The sequence below is a fragment of the Pseudomonas sp. DR 5-09 genome (assembly GCF_001655595.1).
In the GTDB taxonomy this organism is placed as follows: Bacteria; Pseudomonadota; Gammaproteobacteria; order Pseudomonadales; family Pseudomonadaceae; genus Aquipseudomonas; species Aquipseudomonas pharyngis.
This window is the reverse complement of the sequence record NZ_CP011566.1, coordinates 483,090-499,323: the sequence shown is the minus strand read 5'-3', so window position 1 is coordinate 499,323 and position 16,234 is coordinate 483,090. Positions and strand designations below refer to the sequence as shown.

Annotated in this window: 17 protein-coding genes; all 17 read left to right on the top strand. The window is 64.5% G+C overall.

What is annotated here, in order from left to right; genetic code table 11:
- Nucleotides 1-4 precede the first annotated feature (4 nt).
- From PDR5_RS02220 to PDR5_RS02140, 17 genes are read left to right on the top strand one after another with little or no spacing between them, the layout of a single operon-like run.
- Nucleotides 5-259: an acyl carrier protein gene (locus tag PDR5_RS02220; RefSeq protein WP_007947135.1), complete on the top strand. Its 255-nt coding sequence runs from the start codon at nt 5-7 to the stop codon at nt 257-259.
- A complete protein-coding gene (locus PDR5_RS02215) occupies nt 256-801 on the top strand; it encodes a membrane protein (RefSeq protein WP_011332105.1) in 546 nt (181 codons plus the stop codon). The genes PDR5_RS02220 and PDR5_RS02215 overlap by 4 nt, the downstream gene beginning before the upstream one ends.
- Nucleotides 798-2,477 carry an acyl-CoA synthetase family protein gene (locus PDR5_RS02210; protein ID WP_064592946.1) on the top strand — a complete coding sequence of 560 codons (1,680 nt, stop codon included), beginning with the start codon at nt 798-800 and terminating at the stop codon, nt 2,475-2,477. The genes PDR5_RS02215 and PDR5_RS02210 overlap by 4 nt, the downstream gene beginning before the upstream one ends.
- Complete coding sequence (locus PDR5_RS02205; protein WP_064592944.1) at nt 2,470-3,204, top strand: glycosyltransferase family 2 protein; 735 nt, start codon at nt 2,470-2,472, stop codon at nt 3,202-3,204. The genes PDR5_RS02210 and PDR5_RS02205 overlap by 8 nt, the downstream gene beginning before the upstream one ends.
- Entirely contained in the window at nt 3,201-4,148 is a 948-nt protein-coding gene (locus PDR5_RS02200) for an LpxL/LpxP family acyltransferase (RefSeq protein WP_064592942.1), read from the top strand. Before PDR5_RS02205 ends, PDR5_RS02200 begins: the two co-directional genes overlap by 4 nt.
- On the top strand, nt 4,129-5,673 hold the full coding sequence (locus PDR5_RS02195) for an HAL/PAL/TAL family ammonia-lyase (protein ID WP_064592941.1): 1,545 nt from the start codon (nt 4,129-4,131) through the stop codon (nt 5,671-5,673). Before PDR5_RS02200 ends, PDR5_RS02195 begins: the two co-directional genes overlap by 20 nt.
- Complete coding sequence (locus PDR5_RS02190; protein WP_064592936.1) at nt 5,666-6,091, top strand: acyl-CoA thioesterase; 426 nt, start codon at nt 5,666-5,668, stop codon at nt 6,089-6,091. The genes PDR5_RS02195 and PDR5_RS02190 overlap by 8 nt, the downstream gene beginning before the upstream one ends.
- Nucleotides 6,088-6,690: an outer membrane lipoprotein carrier protein LolA gene (locus tag PDR5_RS02185; RefSeq protein WP_064592934.1), complete on the top strand. Its 603-nt coding sequence runs from the start codon at nt 6,088-6,090 to the stop codon at nt 6,688-6,690. Before PDR5_RS02190 ends, PDR5_RS02185 begins: the two co-directional genes overlap by 4 nt.
- A complete protein-coding gene (locus tag PDR5_RS02180; protein ID WP_064592931.1) occupies nt 6,674-9,013 on the top strand; it encodes an MMPL family transporter in 2,340 nt (779 codons plus the stop codon). Before PDR5_RS02185 ends, PDR5_RS02180 begins: the two co-directional genes overlap by 17 nt.
- Nucleotides 9,010-10,170, top strand: a complete 1,161-nt coding sequence (locus PDR5_RS02175; protein WP_064592929.1) for a hypothetical protein — start codon at nt 9,010-9,012, stop codon at nt 10,168-10,170. The genes PDR5_RS02180 and PDR5_RS02175 overlap by 4 nt, the downstream gene beginning before the upstream one ends.
- A complete protein-coding gene (locus tag PDR5_RS02170; protein WP_064592927.1) occupies nt 10,157-11,404 on the top strand; it encodes an NAD(P)/FAD-dependent oxidoreductase in 1,248 nt (415 codons plus the stop codon). Before PDR5_RS02175 ends, PDR5_RS02170 begins: the two co-directional genes overlap by 14 nt.
- Nucleotides 11,401-12,126, top strand: a complete 726-nt coding sequence (locus PDR5_RS02165; protein WP_007952357.1) for a class I SAM-dependent methyltransferase — start codon at nt 11,401-11,403, stop codon at nt 12,124-12,126. Before PDR5_RS02170 ends, PDR5_RS02165 begins: the two co-directional genes overlap by 4 nt.
- A complete protein-coding gene (locus PDR5_RS02160; protein ID WP_064592925.1) occupies nt 12,126-12,608 on the top strand; it encodes a hypothetical protein in 483 nt (160 codons plus the stop codon). The genes PDR5_RS02165 and PDR5_RS02160 overlap by 1 nt, the downstream gene beginning before the upstream one ends.
- Nucleotides 12,605-13,801 (top strand): beta-ketoacyl-[acyl-carrier-protein] synthase family protein, encoded by a 1,197-nt coding sequence (locus PDR5_RS02155; protein ID WP_064592923.1) that lies wholly within the window; start codon nt 12,605-12,607, stop codon nt 13,799-13,801. The genes PDR5_RS02160 and PDR5_RS02155 overlap by 4 nt, the downstream gene beginning before the upstream one ends.
- Nucleotides 13,798-14,277: a hotdog family protein gene (locus tag PDR5_RS02150; protein WP_064592921.1), complete on the top strand. Its 480-nt coding sequence runs from the start codon at nt 13,798-13,800 to the stop codon at nt 14,275-14,277. The genes PDR5_RS02155 and PDR5_RS02150 overlap by 4 nt, the downstream gene beginning before the upstream one ends.
- Nucleotides 14,270-14,998: a 3-oxoacyl-ACP reductase FabG gene (gene fabG, locus PDR5_RS02145; RefSeq protein WP_039766460.1), complete on the top strand. Its 729-nt coding sequence runs from the start codon at nt 14,270-14,272 to the stop codon at nt 14,996-14,998. The genes PDR5_RS02150 and fabG overlap by 8 nt, the downstream gene beginning before the upstream one ends.
- Nucleotides 14,998-16,233: a beta-ketoacyl-ACP synthase gene (locus PDR5_RS02140; protein ID WP_064592919.1), complete on the top strand. Its 1,236-nt coding sequence runs from the start codon at nt 14,998-15,000 to the stop codon at nt 16,231-16,233. Before fabG ends, PDR5_RS02140 begins: the two co-directional genes overlap by 1 nt.
- The last annotated feature ends 1 nt before the right edge of the window (nt 16,234 follow it).

Here is a 16,234-nt window from a genome sequence, read left to right as displayed (position 1 = left end):
GACCATGCAAACTCGTGACGACATTTTCAACACCCTGCGCGATGCCTTGGTCGAGCTGTTCGAACTGGACCCGGCCCGCGTGAGCCTGGAATCCAACCTGTATCAGGATCTGGAAATCGACAGCATCGACGCCGTCGACCTGATCGATCACATCAAGCGCCAGACCGGCAAGAAAATCGCCGCCGAGGAATTCAAGTCGGTGCGCACCGTCAGCGACGTGGTCGAGGCGGTCTACCGTCTGGTTCAACCCGCCGCATGAGCCGACTGATCGGCCTCGGCCTGCTGCTGGCAGGCCTGCTTTACCCCTTTGCGGTGTATTTCGGCATGGAGCATTTCGCGCCATGGCAGTTCGGCCTGCTGCTGGGCGGCCTGTGGCTGGCCCGGGCGCTGACCGGCGAACGCAAGCCCGGCAGCCTGTGGATGGCCTTTGTGGCGATCGTGTTCTGCCTGCTGCTGGCAGTGTTCGACAGCCCTTTGCTGTTGCGCTGGTACCCGGTGCTGATCAGCGGCTTCATGCTGGTGCTGTTCAGCCTGAGCCTGAAATACGGCCCGCCGATGGTCGAGCGTCTGGCGCGCCTGCGTGAACCGCAACTGCCGCCCAAGGCGATTCGTTACACCCGCCAGGTCACCGTGGCCTGGAGCGTGTTTTTCTTTTGCAACGGTTTGTGCGCCGCCCTGCTGACACTGTGGGCGCCGCTGAACTGGTGGATGTTGTACACCGGCCTGATCTCCTACGGATTGATCGGCCTGATGTTTGCCATTGAATGGCTGATACGACAACGGGTAAGAGGTCGCCCATGAATTGGATAAAACTTGAGCAGCTGTTGCTCAAGGCCCTGCCGGCGCGTGCTGTAACAAGCGCACCGGCACTCGATCACGCACAACTGCGCGAACAGGCCCTGGGCCTGGCCGCCGGTCTGCAAGCCAAGGGCGTGCAGCGTCTGGCCGTGCATCTTGAAGATGCCGCCGATCTGGCTATCGCCCTGCTCGGTGCCTGGCGCGCCGGGGTCAGCGTATTGCTGCCTTCGGATCTGCAAGCGCAAACCCGCCAGCGCTGGTCGAACGACGTCGATCTGTGGCTGACCGACCATGCCGGTGACGCTCGCCTGAGCGATCTGCAGCAACCGGCATTGCCCGCTGCCGAACTGGACCTCGACCAGTGCCGCCTGAGCCTGTGCACTTCCGGCTCCAGCGGCGAGCCAAAGCGCATCGACAAATCCCTGCAGCAACTGGCCAACGAAGTCGAAGCCCTTGAGCAACTCTGGGGCGCCGATCTCGGTGAGGCCTGCATTCTTGGCAGCGTCGCCACCCAGCACATTTACGGTTTGCTGTTCCGCGTGCTGTGGCCGCTGTGCGCCGGGCGTCCGTTCCTGCGCAAGCAACTGGCCTTCCCGGAAGACCTGCAACGCGCCAGCCGCGAACACCCGACCTTTGCCTGGGTCGCCAGTCCGGCGCTGCTCAAACGTATGGGCGACAACCTCGACTGGCCGGCCCTGAGCGCCGTGCGCCGGGTGTTTTCCTCCGGTGGCGCACTGCCGGCAGACGCCGCGCAAAGTTTGCATCAGCGCCTGGGACAATGGCCGACAGAAATCCTCGGCAGCTCGGAAACCGGCGGCATCGCCTGGCGTCAGGGCGAATCGTTGTGGCAGCCGTTTGCCGGTGTCGAGTTGAGCCAGGACAGCGACGGCGCCCTGCTGATCGCTTCGCCTTATCTGCCCGCCGGGCATGTCGAACACACCGCCGATGCGGCACGCATTCAGGCCGATGGCCGCTTTGAATTGCTCGGACGGCTCGACCGGATCGTCAAACTCGAAGAAAAACGTATTTCTCTGCCGATGCTTGAACAGGCGCTGGTGGCCCACGACTGGGTCGCCGAAGCGCGTCTGGGCGTGGTACAGGAAAACCGCGCGTCCCTCGGCGCTCTGCTGGTGCTCAGCGAATCGGGCCTGTTTGCCCTGCGCGAACACGGTCGGCGCAGCCTGACCGAAACCCTGCGCCGTCATCTCGGCGACCACTGCGAAGCCCTGGCCCTGCCCCGCCGCTGGCGCCTGCTGCGACAGTTGCCGCTGAACTCGCAGGGCAAGTTGCCTCAGGCCGACGTCGAAGCCCTGCTGCTGGCACCACGGCCGAAAGCGCCGGAGATTCTGGAGCAGGCCGAAACCGAGGGCGAATGGAACCTGCAGTTGAGCGTTCCGCCGGATCTGGCTTATTTCAGCGGCCACTTCCCCAAGGCTCCGGTGCTGCCCGGCGTGGTACAGGTCGAATGGGCACTGAACCTGGGTCGGCAACTGCTGAACCTGCCCGGCGCGTTCGCCGGCATGGAAGTGCTGAAGTTCCAGCAACTGGTGCGCCCCGGCGATGAAGTCCAGTTGCACCTGCGCTTCGATCCGGAACGCGGCAAGTTGTATTTCGCCTACCGCAACGAAACCGCCACCTGTTCCAGCGGGCGGATTCTGCTGGGGGCTGGCGATGCATAACCCTTGCGCCGTGATCCCGGTCTACAACCACGAAACCGCCATCGGCACGGTGGTCGACGCCCTGCTCGCCGAGGATCTGCCATGCATTCTGGTGGACGATGCCAGCAGCAAATCCTGTGCGGCGGTGCTGGATGCGCTGGCCGAGCGCGAGCGGGTTCATCTGGTGCGTCTCACCGCAAACCAAGGCAAGGGCGGCGCGGTGATGACCGGTCTGCGTGAAGCGGCGCGGCTGGGTTTCAGCCATGCCTTGCAGGTCGACGCCGACGGTCAGCATGACCTGCAGGATGTCGCGCGGTTCATCGAAGAATCCCGCGCTCACCCCAAGTCGCTGATCTGCGGTTATCCGCTGTACGACGCCAGCGTGCCCAAGGGCCGTTTGTATGCGCGTTATCTGACCCACGTGATGGTGTGGATCAACACCTTGTCGCTGCAGATTCGCGATTCGATGTGCGGCTTCCGGGTGTATCCGCTGGAACCGACGCTGGGCGTGATCGACTCGGCGCGGATCGGCAAGCGCATGGATTTCGACTCGGACATTCTGGTGCGCCTGGCCTGGCGCAATCAGCCGATGCGCTGGTTGCAGACCAGCGTGCATTACCCGCTGGACGGCGTGTCGCACTTTCGCCTGTTCCACGACAACGTGCTGATCTCGAGCATGCACACGCGCCTGTTCTTTGGCATGTTGCTGCGCCTGCCCGTGATCCTCTGGCGACGGTGGCGTCCATGACCGTCGAGACCGACAAGAAGCACTGGGCCGACCGCGAAGAGCGCGGCAGTTTCCTGCTGATGAAATTCACCGCGTTCGCCGCCAAAGTCCTTGGCCGACGCCTGCTGAGCCCGCTGCTGTACGGCATCGTCCTGTACTTTTTCCTGTTCGGCCGCACCGCCCGGCGCAGTGCCTGGCAGTATCAGCAGCGCCTCGCCGACTGGAGCGGTCGCCACGAATTGCGCCCGACCCGGTGGCGGGTGTTCCGCCAGTTCATGGCATTCGCCGATTCGCTGCTCGACAAGCTCGACGTGTGGAACGGCAAGCTGAAGATCGAGCAGATCGAAATCATCGACCCGGCGCTGTTGCGCAATCAGTTGCGCGGCAGTCGCGGGCAACTGCTGGTGGGCGCACATCTGGGCAACCTCGAGGTGTGCCGGGCGCTGGCGGAGCTGGGCGAAAAGGTCACCATGAACGTGCTGGTGCACACCAAGCACGCCGAGCAATTCAATCGCCTGCTGGGCGAGGCCGGCGCGACCAACCTGCGGCTGATCCAGGTCAGCGAACTGGACCCGGTGATCATGCTGCAACTGCACGAACGCCTGGAGCGCGGCGAGTGGCTGGCGATTGCCGGCGACCGCGTGCCGCTGCATGGCGGGCGCAGCGTGACCGTGGACTTTCTCGGCCACCCGGCGCCGTTCCCGCAAGGGCCGTGGCTGCTGGCCGGCCTGCTGAAATGCCCGGTCAACCTGCTGATGTGCTTGAAACAGCCCGACGGCCACTATCGACTGACCCTCGAACCCTTCGCCGACGCCGTGGTGTGGTCACGCCGCGAGCGCGAACAGGTCATTCATCAGTGGGCGACCCACTATGCGCAACGCCTGAGTCACTATTGCCTCGAAGCACCGTGCCAATGGTTCAACTTTTACCCATTCTGGAAAACCGATGACAACGCCAACTCCTGAGCCGGTCACCTTCGGCGAACGCCCTTTGCGCATCGAAGACGTGCTGGCCCTGGCCAACCGTCAGGCGCCCGTGCAGTTGCAGAGCGACGCGCCTTATCGCGAACGCATCGCCAAGGGCGCGCGGTTCCTCGACTCGCTGCTGGACAAGGAAGGCGTGATCTACGGCGTGACCACCGGTTACGGCGATTCCTGCGTGGTCGCGGTGCCGCTGCATCACGTCGAGGCGCTGCCGCGTCATCTCTACACGTTCCACGGTTGCGGACTGGGCAAACTGCTCGACGCCCAGGCCACCCGCGCGGTGCTGGCGGCGCGTTTGCAGTCGCTGTGCCACGGCGTGTCCGGGGTGCGCATCGAACTGCTGGAACGCCTGCATGCGTTTCTTGAACACGACATTCTGCCACTGATCCCCGAAGAGGGTTCGGTGGGCGCCAGCGGCGATCTGACGCCGTTGTCCTACGTCGCCGCGACGCTGTCCGGCGAGCGTGAAGTGATGTTCCGTGGCGAGCGTCGCCAGGCTGCGGACGTGCACCGCGAACTGGGCTGGACACCGTTGGTGCTGCGCCCAAAAGAAGCGCTGGCATTGATGAACGGCACCGCCGTGATGACCGGTCTGGCCTGCCTGGCTTACGCCCGCGCCGATTACCTGCTGCAACTGGCCACTCGCATCACCGCGCTGAACGTGGTGGCGCTGCAAGGTAATCCGGAGCACTTCGACGAGCGCCTGTTCGCCGCCAAGCCGCATCCGGGGCAAATGCAGGTCGCCGCGTGGCTGCGCAAGGATCTGGCGATCGAAGCGCCGACCGCGCCGCTGCACCGTTTGCAGGATCGCTACTCGCTGCGCTGCGCACCGCACGTGCTCGGCGTGCTGGCCGACAGCCTGAACTGGCTGCGCTCGTTCATCGAAACCGAACTGAACAGCGCCAACGACAACCCGATCATCGACGCCGAAGCCGAGCGCGTGCTGCACGGCGGACACTTCTACGGCGGGCATATCGCGTTCGCCATGGACAGCCTGAAAAACCTCGTGGCCAACGTCGCCGACCTGCTCGACCGACAACTCGCGCTGCTGGTGGACGAACGTTACAACCACGGCTTACCGAGCAACCTGTCCGGCGCCAGCGTCGACCGCGCAATGCTCAACCACGGCTTCAAGGCCGTGCAGATCGGCGCCAGCGCCTGGACCGCCGAAGCGTTGAAAAACACCATGCCGGCCAGCGTCTTCTCACGCTCCACCGAGTGCCACAACCAGGACAAGGTGAGCATGGGCACCATCGCCGCACGCGACGCCATTCGCGTGCTGGAGCTGACCGAACAGGTCGCCGCCGCCACGCTGCTCGCGGCCAATCAAGGCGTATGGCTGCGCGGCCGCGATGAAGATGCACGACCACTGCCACCATCGCTAGCCGCCATGCATGAACAACTGGCCCAGGACTTCCCGCCAGTGATCGAAGACCGCGCCCTGGAAGGCGAATTGCGCCTGTGCCTGCAACGCATCGCCGAGCAACACTGGAGGCTGCATGCGTAGTGCCGGAGTGCTTCACGCCGATACGGAAATCCTCGTGCCGTTCTTTGACGTCGACACCATGCACGTCGTCTGGCACGGCCATTACGTGAAATACCTGGAAGTGGCGCGTTGCGCATTGCTCGACAAGATCGGCCACAACTACAACCAGATGGTCGACTCGGGCTATGCCTGGCCGGTGATCGACCTGCAACTGCGCTATGTGCGCGGCGCGGTGTTCGGTCAACGGTTGAACGTGCGCGCCAGTCTGGTGGAGTGGGAAAACCGCCTGAAGATTAACTACCTCATCACCGACGCCGAGACCGGCGAGCGCCTGACCCGCGCCAGTTCCGTGCAGGTCGCCGTCGAAGTGAGCAGCCGCGAGATGCAACTGGCTTCGCCAAAAGTCTTCACCGATGCCGTGGAAAGGATGTTGCGATGAATGTGTGGTTGAAATCCCTTGGGGCCCTGGCGCTACTGACGCTGTCGTCGCTGGCCAACGCCTTCGACCTGCAACAGTTGAGCGAGCAACTGGCGAAGCCGGACGTGATCCACGGCCAGTTCACCCAGGAAAAACACCTGCGCGCCCTGCCCCAGCCGCTGATCAGCAAGGGCAGCTTCGTGCTGGCGAAAAACCACGGCCTGCTGTGGCTGCTGAAAACCCCGCTGCAACAGGATTACCGGATCAGCGCCAAGGGCATCGCCCGGCGTGATGCCACCGGCTGGCAACTGCTGCCGAACAAGAGCGCCGGGGCCGAGCAGAACCGCTTGTTCCTGGCGGTGCTGCAAGGCGACAGCAGCGGTCTGCAACGGGATTTCGAACTGGCCCTGAGCGGCGATGCGCAGCAATGGCAACTGACCCTGACCCCACGCTCGGTGCTGCTCAAGCAGGTCTTCAACCAGATCAACATCAGCGGCGGCACGTTGGTGAACACCATCGAACTGCTGGAAACCCAGGGCGACAGCACCGTGCTGCGCATGCAGGATAGCACCGCCGGCCAACCTCTGAGCGACGCGGAGCAACATGACTTTGCCGAGTGAACGCAGGCTGCCCTGGCTGTTCCTGATCCTGCTGCTGGCCGTCGTCGCACTCGGCGCCTGGCAGTGGCGCAACGGTGCGCCGCTGTCGGCCAACCTGATGGAACTGGTGCCCGGCACCCACCCGGACGCCCTCGAACTGCGCGCAGAACAACGCATGCAGGAACCGCTCAACCGCGACATGCTGGTGCTGGTCGGCCACGCCGATCGCCAGCAAGCCGTCGCCATGGCCCAGACCCTGGGCGAGCAATGGCAGGCCAGCGGGCTGTTCGAAAAGGTCCAGTGGAACCTGCAAGCCGATCTGCCGGCCCTGCGCACGCAACTGCTGCAAGGACGGCTGGCGATGCTCTCGGCGGATGACCGACAACTGCTGATCGAACATCCCGACGCCTTTATCCAGCAACGGGTACAGACGCTGTTCGACCCTTTCACCGGGTTCAGTCTGGTGCCGAGCCAGGACGACTGGCTGGGCCTGACCGGACGCATCCAGAACAGCCAGCCACAACATGGCGCGGTGCAACTGGACATCGGCAGCGGCGCGTTGATCGCCGACGCCGATGGCAAGAGCTGGGTGCTGCTGCGCGCACGCACCACCGGCAGCGCCTTCGACATGAATCAACCGCTGCAAGTCGCCGCCCTGTTGCAACACAGCCGCGAGCAAGCGGCGAGTGCCGACGTGCAACTGCTGGCCGCCAGCGGCCTGCTGTACGCCGCCAACGGTCAGCAGCAGGCGACCCGGGAAATGACCTGGGTCGGCGGCGGCGCCACCATCGGCATCCTGTTGCTGTTGCTGCTCGCCTTCCGCCGCTGGCGGGTGCTGCTGGCATTCATTCCGGTGCTGGTGGGCATGCTGTTCGGTGCAGTGGCTTGTGTGGCGCTGTTCGGGCACATGCACGTGATGACGCTTGTGCTTGGTTCCAGCCTGATCGGCGTGGCAGTGGATTACCCGCTGCACTATCTGTCCAAGAGCTGGAGCCTCAAGCCCTGGCACAGCTGGCCGGCGTTGCGCCTGACCCTGTCCGGGCTGACGTTGAGCCTGATCACCAGCGCCATCGGTTACCTGGCGCTGGCCTGGACGCCCTTCCCGGCCCTGACCCAAATCGCCGTGTTCTCCGCCGCCGGTTTGCTCGGCGCCTACCTGTCGGCGGTGTGCCTGTTGCCGGCGCTGCTGAAAAACGTCGAACTGCGCCCGGCGCAATGGCCGCTGCAACTGGCCGAGCGTCTGGTGCGACTGCGGGAAAACCTGCTCGACCACGTCAGAACGCCGGTATTGCTGGCCCTGCTGATCGCCTTCTGCGTCGGCGGCCTGCTGCAACTGGAGAGCAAGAATGACATCCGCCAGTGGGTCGGTGCGCCGCAACGCCTGACCGATGAAGCGCAGAGCATCGCGCGGATTACCGGCTATCAGCCGACCAGCCAATTCTTCCTGGTGCGCGCCGCCGATCAGCAGCAATTGCTGGAACGGCAAGCAGCCCTGAGCGAGCGGCTGGATCAACTGGTCAATCTCGACAAGTTGCAGGGTTATCTGGCGCTCAATCAACTGGTCAGCCCGCCGGCTCAGCAGCAACAGGTGCGGGAAGCGCTGAGCAAGTTGCCGCAATTCTGGCAGCCGTTGCTGGAGGTCGGCGTACCGCTGGCGGCGCTGCAAACCGAACTGCAACAGTTGCAGGCCCTGCCCGCCGAGGACATCGATGCGGCGCTGGCCGGCCCGCTCGGCGAGCCCTACCGAACGCTGTGGCTCGGCCCGACCGAGGATGGCGTGGCGGCGATGGTCAGCCTGCAAGGCCTGAACAATCCTTCGCTGCTGCGGGTGCAGGCGCTGGATCTGCCGGGAGTGATGCTGGTGGATCGGCTCGGCGATCTGAACAAGGTGTTCGCCCAGACCCAGATCAGCGCCGCGGAACTGAAACTCGCGTCCTGCGTGTTGATCGTGCTGGTGCTGATGCTGCCGTTCGGTCTCGGCGGCGCGCTGCGGATCGTCGCCCTGCCGCTGCTCGCTGCGTTGTGCAGCCTGGCCAGCCTGGGCTGGCTCGGTCAGCCGCTGACCCTGTTCAGCCTGTTCGGCCTGTTGCTGGTGACGGCGATCAGCGTCGACTACGCGATCCTCATGCGCGAACAAGTCGGCGGCGCGGCCGTCAGCCTGCTCGGCACTTTGCTCGCAGCCGCCACCACCTGGCTGTCGTTCGGCCTGCTGGCGGTGTCGAGCACCCCGGCGGTGAGTAACTTCGGCCTGTCGGTGAGCCTCGGCCTGGCGTTCAGCTTCATGCTCGCGCCGTGGGCCGGGCGTCAGACCCATGCGGTTTCCGTCACGGAGCCTGCAGCATGATGGTGGTGATTTTCTGGCTGATGGCCCTGGCGCTGTTCTTCGTCGCCACCCGGGTCGGCCGGCATTTCGGGCTGATCCCGATCGTCAGTCAATTGCTGCTGGCCAGCTTCGGCCTGCCGCTGCTGATGTACTTCTGGATCGAACCGGGCTGGCAACTCAACGGCGCCGCACTGATCGCGCCGGGCTGGTTGAAAAATCTCTACAGCCTGAGCTTCGCCCTGTTGCTGGGGCACATCCTCAGCGACGTGATCGACCTGCGCCTGGACCGTCAGAGCGTGAAGATCGCCCTGCCGAGTTTCGCCGTACCGTTCGCCTGCGGCCTGGCGACGACGTACTGGCTGCTGCCGACACAACCGTGGATCAACTCGCTGGCCATCGGTCTGGTGTTCGCCATCACCGCGATCCCGGTGTTGTACCTGTACCTGCGCCACATCGACTACCCGCCCGCCGCCACCCGGCGTCTGGTGCAGACCGCGATCCTGATCGACCTGACCTGCTGGACGCTGTTCGGCCTCGCCCAGGGCAGCCTGCACCTGAGCAGTCTGTTGCTGCCGCTGGGGCTGGCCTGCGTGCCGGTGCTGCTGCGGGTGTTCGGCATACGCCGGCCATTGACCTACAGCCTCGGCTTTTTTGCGCTGCTGGTGCTGGCCGAACACTACAAACTCAACGCGCTGATTTTTGGCATCGGCTATCTGCTGTGCATGGCCGCGCTCAAGGTGCCACTGGTGTTGCCGCTGCCGGCGCACTGGATGAACCGCTTGCAGACCTGGGTGGCGATTCCGCTGATCCTCACTTTCGGCATCGTCCAGATCGACGTGCACAGCGCCCTCGCCAGCCTCGGCGCCGTGCAATGGGCGGCGCTGCTGCTGTTGCCGGTCGCCAGCAAAATCCTGGGTAACTGGCTCGGCCTCGGCTGGGCCGGCGCGTCGTTCGAAGGCGCCAGCCGCTGGCGCGAGAGCGTGCTGCTGAACATTCGCGGCTTGAGCGAAATCGTCTTTCTCAACCTGCTGTTGCAACAACAACTCATCAGCCCGGCGCTGTACTTTGCGCTGATGCTGATGGGGCTGATCGCGACGCTGTTGCCGGCCTTCATCGGCCTGCACCGGGCGTCACTGAACCCTATTGCCGTACCCAGGAGCTCACGTGCCAATCGTTGAAATGGAATCCCGTCAGGTCGTGATCATCGGCGCCGGCCCCTCCGGCGCCATCGCCGCCGCATTGCTCAAGCGCAAGGGGCACGACGTGCTGGTGATCGAGCGTCAGCATTTCCCGAGGTTCTCCATCGGTGAAAGCCTGCTCTGCCATTGCCTGGATTTCGTCGAAGAGGCCGGCATGCTCGAGGCGGTGAATGCCGCCGGTTTCCAACGCAAGAACGGTGCGGCGTTCGCCTGGGGCGAGCGCTACAGCGCCTTCGATTTTGGCGACACCTTCACCGCCGGCAAGCCCACGACTCTGCAGGTGCAACGCGCCGACTTCGACAAGTTGCTGGCCGATCAGGCGGCATTGCAGGGCGCGGAAATCCGCTATGGCGACGCGATTGTCAGCGTCGATTTCGAACGTCCGCGACCGCAGTTGAATGTGCGCCGCGAAGACGCCAGCGAGTACCGCGTCGAAGCCGATTTTGTCCTCGATGCCAGCGGCTACGGCCGCGTGCTGTCACGCCTGCTCGACCTGGAAGCGCCGTCGAACTTCCCGGTTCGCCAGGCCGTCTTCACTCACGTTGAAGACCACATTGATTACCCCGGCTTCGACCGTGAAAAAATCCTCATCACCACCCATCCGCAGCACCGCGACATCTGGTTCTGGTCGATCCCGTTCAGCAACGGTCGCTGCTCGGTAGGCGTGGTGGCTGCCGCTGAACATTTCGCAGGTCGTGATGCCGACCTCGACGCCTGTTTGCGCGGGTTCATCGCCGAAACCCCGAGCCTGGCCAAGGTTCTGAGCAACGCCGTGTGGGACACCCCGGCGCGCACGCTCGGTGGCTATGCGGCCAACGTCAAAACCCTGCACGGCCCGGGCTTTGCGCTGCTGGGCAACGCGGCGGAATTTCTCGACCCGGTGTTCTCCTCGGGCGTGACCATTGCCATGCGTTCGGCGAGCATGGCCGCCGCTGTGCTGCATCGACAGTTGCAGGGCGAAACGGTGGACTGGCAACGGGAATTCGCCGAGCCGCTGAAACGCGGGGTCGACACGTTCCGCTGCTACGTCGAAGGCTGGTACGCCGGCACCTTTCAGGACGTGATTTTCCACGAGCAAGGCTCCCCGGAAATCCGCCGCATGATCTGCTCGATCCTCGCCGGTTACGCCTGGGACGAAGGCAACCCGTTCGTCAGTGAAGCGCGCCGTCGGCTGAAGACGATCTCCGAACTCTGTGCAAGGGACGACACTTGAATTACTTGAGCGACAACTACGTCGAGGAAACCCGCTTCGGCTTCTGGTTCCTGCGCAGCCACACCTGGCAGCACCATGTGCTGCGCGTGGCAATCAACGATCTGCGCGGGCTGTTCAGCGAATCATTGCCCGCCAACCCGGTGCTGCTGGATGCCGGCTGCGGTCAGGGCAAGTCGTTCGGCCATCTGCGCCAGACCTTCGCGCCACAGCGCCTGATCGGCGTCGATGCCGACCCGCACAGCCTTGAACTGAGCGCCGCCGAGGCCGCGCGTCTGGGCTTCGACGTCGAGCTGATCGGCAGCGACTGCGCGACCCTCAATGTGCCGGACGCCAGCGTCGACCTACTGTTCTGTCACCAGACCTTCCATCATCTGGTGGAGCAGGAAAAAGCCCTCGCCGAGTTCTATCGGGTGCTCAAGCCGGGCGGTTACCTGCTGTTCGCCGAGTCCACCGAGGCTTACATTGATACGTGGGTGATTCGCTGGCTGTTCCGGCATCCGATGCACGTGCAAAAGAGCGCGGCGCAGTACCTGGAGATGATTCGCCAGCAGGGTTTCGAGTTTGCCGAACAGAACGTTTCGTACCCGTATCTGTGGTGGAGCCGGTCGAAGGATTTCGGTCTGCTCGAGCGTTTTGGTCTGCGCCAGCCCAAGCCCTTTGGCCAGCGGGAAGAAACCCTGGTCAACGTGGTGGCCCGCAAACCCTTGAACGAGGCTGTCTGATGTTGCGTATTCTGCTGCTCGCCTGCGTCCTGCTGCTCGGTGCCTGCGCCAGTCAGGCACCGCTGCCGGCCGGCAACCCGAGCCTGCCGCTGCCGATGCAACTGCATATCGAACGTCACCTGGCCGGGCAACAGCAAGACTGGTTGCTGGTGATCCAGCGCGAAGGCCCCGGCATCCGCTGGTCGATGATGGATCCGCTGGGCATTCCCCAGGCCCGTCAGCAGTTGATCGACGGGCACTGGCAGGCCGACGGCCTGCTGCCGCCCAACCCGGAAGCACGGGAGCTGTTCGCCGCGCTGCTGTTCGCCCTGACCCCGGCGGGCGAGCTATCGCGCAACTACCCCGAGGCGCAGCAACAGGGCGGCCAACGTTCCCTGCCGGCGCGCTGGGACATCCGTTACACCCAACCCTTGAGCTTCGAATTGAACCTGCCACAAGGCCCGCACTATCGCGTAACGCCACTCGGTGAACCGACGTCATGACCGCCTACCTCAATGCCCTCGGCGTGATCTGCGCCCTGGGGCGCGACAAGCCAGCCGTGGCACGCAACCTGTTTGCCGGCGACTGTTCGGGCATGCGCCGCGAGTCCGGCTGGGTGCCGGAGCGCGAGCTGCCGGTGGCCGCCGTGCACGGCGATCTGGCGCCGATTCCCGAGGCGCTGGCCGACCAGCGCAGCCGCAACAACCAACTGCTGCTGGAAGCGGCGTTGCAGATTCGCGATGACATCGAGCAGGCGATCCAGACTTACGGTCGCGAGCGCATCGGCGTGGTGCTCGGCACCAGCACTTCGGGCATCGACGAAGCCAGCCGAGGCCTTGCGCACTACATTCGCGACCAACAGTTCCCGGCCGATTACGACTACCGGCAACAGGAACTCGGCGCCCCGGCGAATTTCCTCGCCGACTGGCTGCAACTGAGCGGCCCGACCTATGTGATTTCCACTGCCTGCACCTCCAGCGCACGCGCGCTGATGAGCGCCCGACGCCTGCTCGATCTGGGCCTGTGCGACGCGGTGCTGTGCGGCGGTGTCGACAGTCTGTGCAAACTGACCCTCAACGGTTTCAGTGCGCTGGAAGCGGTGTCGGACCAGCGCTGCAATCCGTTTTCCGCCAACCGCAACGGCATCAACATCGGCGAAGCGGCGGTGCTGTTCGTGATGAGCAAACAGCGCGGTGCTGGGCCGGGCATCGCCCTGCTCGGCGCCGGCGCCAGCTCCGACGCGCACCACATTTCCGCACCGGAACCGACTGGCCGTGGCGCCCTGCAATCGATGCAGAAGGCGCTCGACCAAGCCCATCTGCAAGCCGGCGACATCAGTTACCTGAACCTGCACGGCACCGCGACCCAGCACAACGACGCGATGGAAAGTCTGGCCGTCGCCACCCTGTTTCCCGAAGGCGTGCCGTGTTCCTCGACCAAACCGATGACCGGCCACACCCTCGGCGCCGCCGGCGCACTGGAAGCGGCGTTCTGCTGGTTGAGCCTGACTGCCGACAACCCCGACCACGCCTTGCCGCCGCACGTCTGGGATGGCCAGGCCGATCCCGACCTGCCAGCGCTGAAGTGGGTGACCGCAAGCGAACGCCTGGCGTCCATTGCACCCCGCTACCTGATGAGCAACTCGTTTGCCTTCGGTGGCAATAACGTCAGCCTGATTATCGGAGACGCCCCATGAGCCACTGGCCGCTCGCCGAACTGCTGCCCCACGCTGGCGACATGATCCTGATCGACCGGATCCTGAGCTTTGACGACGAACAGATCCACACCACCCTCACCGTCCGCACCGGCGGCCTGTTCAGCCTGCCCGACGGCAGCCTGCCGGCCTGGGTCGGCGTCGAGCTGATGGCGCAAAGCGTCGCCGCGTTCGCCGGCTGCCATGCGCGGCAGAAAGGCAACCCGGTGGAGCTGGGCTTTCTGCTCGGCACACGCAAGTTCGAATGCAATGTCGCAGCCTTTCCGGTCGGCAGCGAACTGACCATCCATGGCTTGCGCTCGCTGGAAGACGACAACGGCATGGGCGTATTCGAATGCCATATCAACGCGCCCGGCATCGAGGCCAGCGCCCGGCTGAACGTGTTCCGCCCGCCGCAGGCGGCGGACTATCTGGAACAATCCCGCGACGCAACCAACAAGGAGTCGAACGATGACTGAATCCATCCTGGTCACCGGCTCCAGCCGTGGCATCGGCCGCGCCATCGCCCTGCGTCTGGCTCAGGCCGGGCATGACATCGTCGTGCATTGCCGCAGTGGTCTGAGCGACGCGCAGGCGGTGCAGGCTGAAATCCAGGCCCTGGGCCGCCAAGCGCGCATCCTGCAATTCGACGTGGCTGATCGCGAAACCTGCAAAGCCATCCTCGAAGCCGACGTTGAAGCCCACGGCGCCTACTACGGCGTTGTGCTCAATGCCGGCCTGACCCGCGACGGCGCGTTTCCGGCCCTGAGCGACGATGACTGGGACGTGGTGTTGCGCACCAACCTTGACGGTTTCTACAACGTCCTGCACCCGGTGATGATGCCGATGATCCGCCGCCGCGCCGCGGGTCGCATCGTGTGCATTACCTCGGTGTCGGGGCTGATCGGCAACCGTGGTCAGGTCAATTACAGCGCCTCGAAGGCCGGCGTGATCGGCGCGGCAAAGGCGTTGGCGATCGAACTGGCCAAGCGCAAAATCACGGTGAATTGCGTCGCGCCCGGTCTGATCGATACCGCCATGCTCGATGAAAACGTGCCGGTGGAAGAACTGATGAAAATGATCCCCGCACAACGCATGGGCACGCCTGAAGAGGTGGCCGGTGCGGTGAATTTCCTGATGTCGGCGGAAGCGTCGTACATCACCCGCCAGGTGCTGGCGGTCAACGGAGGCTTGTGCTGATGAAGCGCGTCGTCGTCACCGGCATGGCCGGCATTACCTCGCTGGGCAGCGACTGGGACACCATCGCCGGCAATTTCGCCGCCAACCGCAGCGGCATCCGCCGAATGGACGAGTGGGATCGCTTCAGCGAGCTCAACACCCGTCTGGCCGGGCCTATCGACGATTTCCAGGTGCCGGCGCACTGGACCCGCAAACAGTTGCGCAGCATGGGCCGTGTTTCGCGGCTGGCCGTCGGCGCAGCGGAAAAAGCGCTGGCCGATGCCGGCCTGCTCGGCGACGAATCGATCAAGGACGGGCGCATGGGCGTGGCCTGTGGTTCGTCCACCGGCAGCACCGACGAAATCAAGGCGTTCGGCAACATGCTGCTCAACTCGGTGGCAGAAGGCCTCAACGCCAACTCCTACGTGCGGATGATGCCGCACACCACGGCGGCGAACATCAGCATCTTCTTCGGCCTCACCGGCCGTTTGATACCGACCTCCAGCGCCTGCACCAGCGGTAGCCAAGGCATCGGCTACGCCTACGAAGCGATCAAGTTCGGACGCCTGCCGCTGATGCTCGCCGGCGGCGCCGAAGAGCTGTGCCCGACCGAGGCCATGGTGTTCGACGCGCTGTACGCCACCAGCCTGAAAAACGATGCGCCGCACACCTCGCCACGCCCGTACGACAAGGGCCGCGACGGTCTGGTGATCGGCGAGGGCGGCGGCATGCTGGTACTTGAAGAGCTGGAACACGCCCTGGCACGCGGTGCGCACATTCACGCCGAGATCGTTGGCTTCGGCAGCAACGCCGACGGCCAGCACACCACCCGCCCGGAACAGATCACCATGCGCCGGGCAATGGAACTGGCGCTGGAAGACGCAGGCCTTGCGCCGGACGCCATCGGCTACGTCAACGGCCACGGCACCGCCACCGAACAGGGCGATGTCGCTGAAACCCTGGCCACCAGTGCCCTGTTCGGCGAGCGCATGCCGATCAGTTCGCAAAAGAGCTACCTGGGCCACACCCTCGGCGCCTGCGGGGCGCTGGAATCGTGGTTCAGTATCGAGATGCTCAACCGCGACCTGTACGTGCACACGCTCAACCTCGACGAGGTCGACCCGCACTGCGGCAAGCTCGACTACCTGCGCGGCGAATTCCGCCAGATGAGCCACGAATACGTGATGAACAACAACTTCGCTTTCGGCGGGGTCAACACCTCGCTGATCTTCCGCCGCTGGCCCCAACCGAATTAAT

What these genes read in the sequence shown, in the direction of transcription:
- PDR5_RS02185 (WP_064592934.1), top strand. Translation starts at nt 6,088, where the DNA reads ATGAATGTGTGGTTGAAATCCCTTGGGGCCCTGGCGCTACTGACGCTG.
- PDR5_RS02195 (WP_064592941.1), top strand. Translation starts at nt 4,129, where the DNA reads ATGACAACGCCAACTCCTGAGCCGGTCACCTTCGGCGAACGCCCTTTG.
- fabG (WP_039766460.1), top strand. Translation starts at nt 14,270, where the DNA reads ATGACTGAATCCATCCTGGTCACCGGCTCCAGCCGTGGCATCGGCCGC.
- PDR5_RS02205 (WP_064592944.1), top strand. Translation starts at nt 2,470, where the DNA reads ATGCATAACCCTTGCGCCGTGATCCCGGTCTACAACCACGAAACCGCC.
- PDR5_RS02180 (WP_064592931.1), top strand. Translation starts at nt 6,674, where the DNA reads ATGACTTTGCCGAGTGAACGCAGGCTGCCCTGGCTGTTCCTGATCCTG.
- PDR5_RS02200 (WP_064592942.1), top strand. Translation starts at nt 3,201, where the DNA reads ATGACCGTCGAGACCGACAAGAAGCACTGGGCCGACCGCGAAGAGCGC.
- PDR5_RS02155 (WP_064592923.1), top strand. Translation starts at nt 12,605, where the DNA reads ATGACCGCCTACCTCAATGCCCTCGGCGTGATCTGCGCCCTGGGGCGC.
- PDR5_RS02190 (WP_064592936.1), top strand. Translation starts at nt 5,666, where the DNA reads ATGCGTAGTGCCGGAGTGCTTCACGCCGATACGGAAATCCTCGTGCCG.
- PDR5_RS02220 (WP_007947135.1), top strand. Translation starts at nt 5, where the DNA reads ATGCAAACTCGTGACGACATTTTCAACACCCTGCGCGATGCCTTGGTC.
- PDR5_RS02215 (WP_011332105.1), top strand. Translation starts at nt 256, where the DNA reads ATGAGCCGACTGATCGGCCTCGGCCTGCTGCTGGCAGGCCTGCTTTAC.
- PDR5_RS02175 (WP_064592929.1), top strand. Translation starts at nt 9,010, where the DNA reads ATGATGGTGGTGATTTTCTGGCTGATGGCCCTGGCGCTGTTCTTCGTC.
- PDR5_RS02210 (WP_064592946.1), top strand. Translation starts at nt 798, where the DNA reads ATGAATTGGATAAAACTTGAGCAGCTGTTGCTCAAGGCCCTGCCGGCG.
- PDR5_RS02150 (WP_064592921.1), top strand. Translation starts at nt 13,798, where the DNA reads ATGAGCCACTGGCCGCTCGCCGAACTGCTGCCCCACGCTGGCGACATG.
- PDR5_RS02140 (WP_064592919.1), top strand. Translation starts at nt 14,998, where the DNA reads ATGAAGCGCGTCGTCGTCACCGGCATGGCCGGCATTACCTCGCTGGGC.
- PDR5_RS02160 (WP_064592925.1), top strand. Translation starts at nt 12,126, where the DNA reads ATGTTGCGTATTCTGCTGCTCGCCTGCGTCCTGCTGCTCGGTGCCTGC.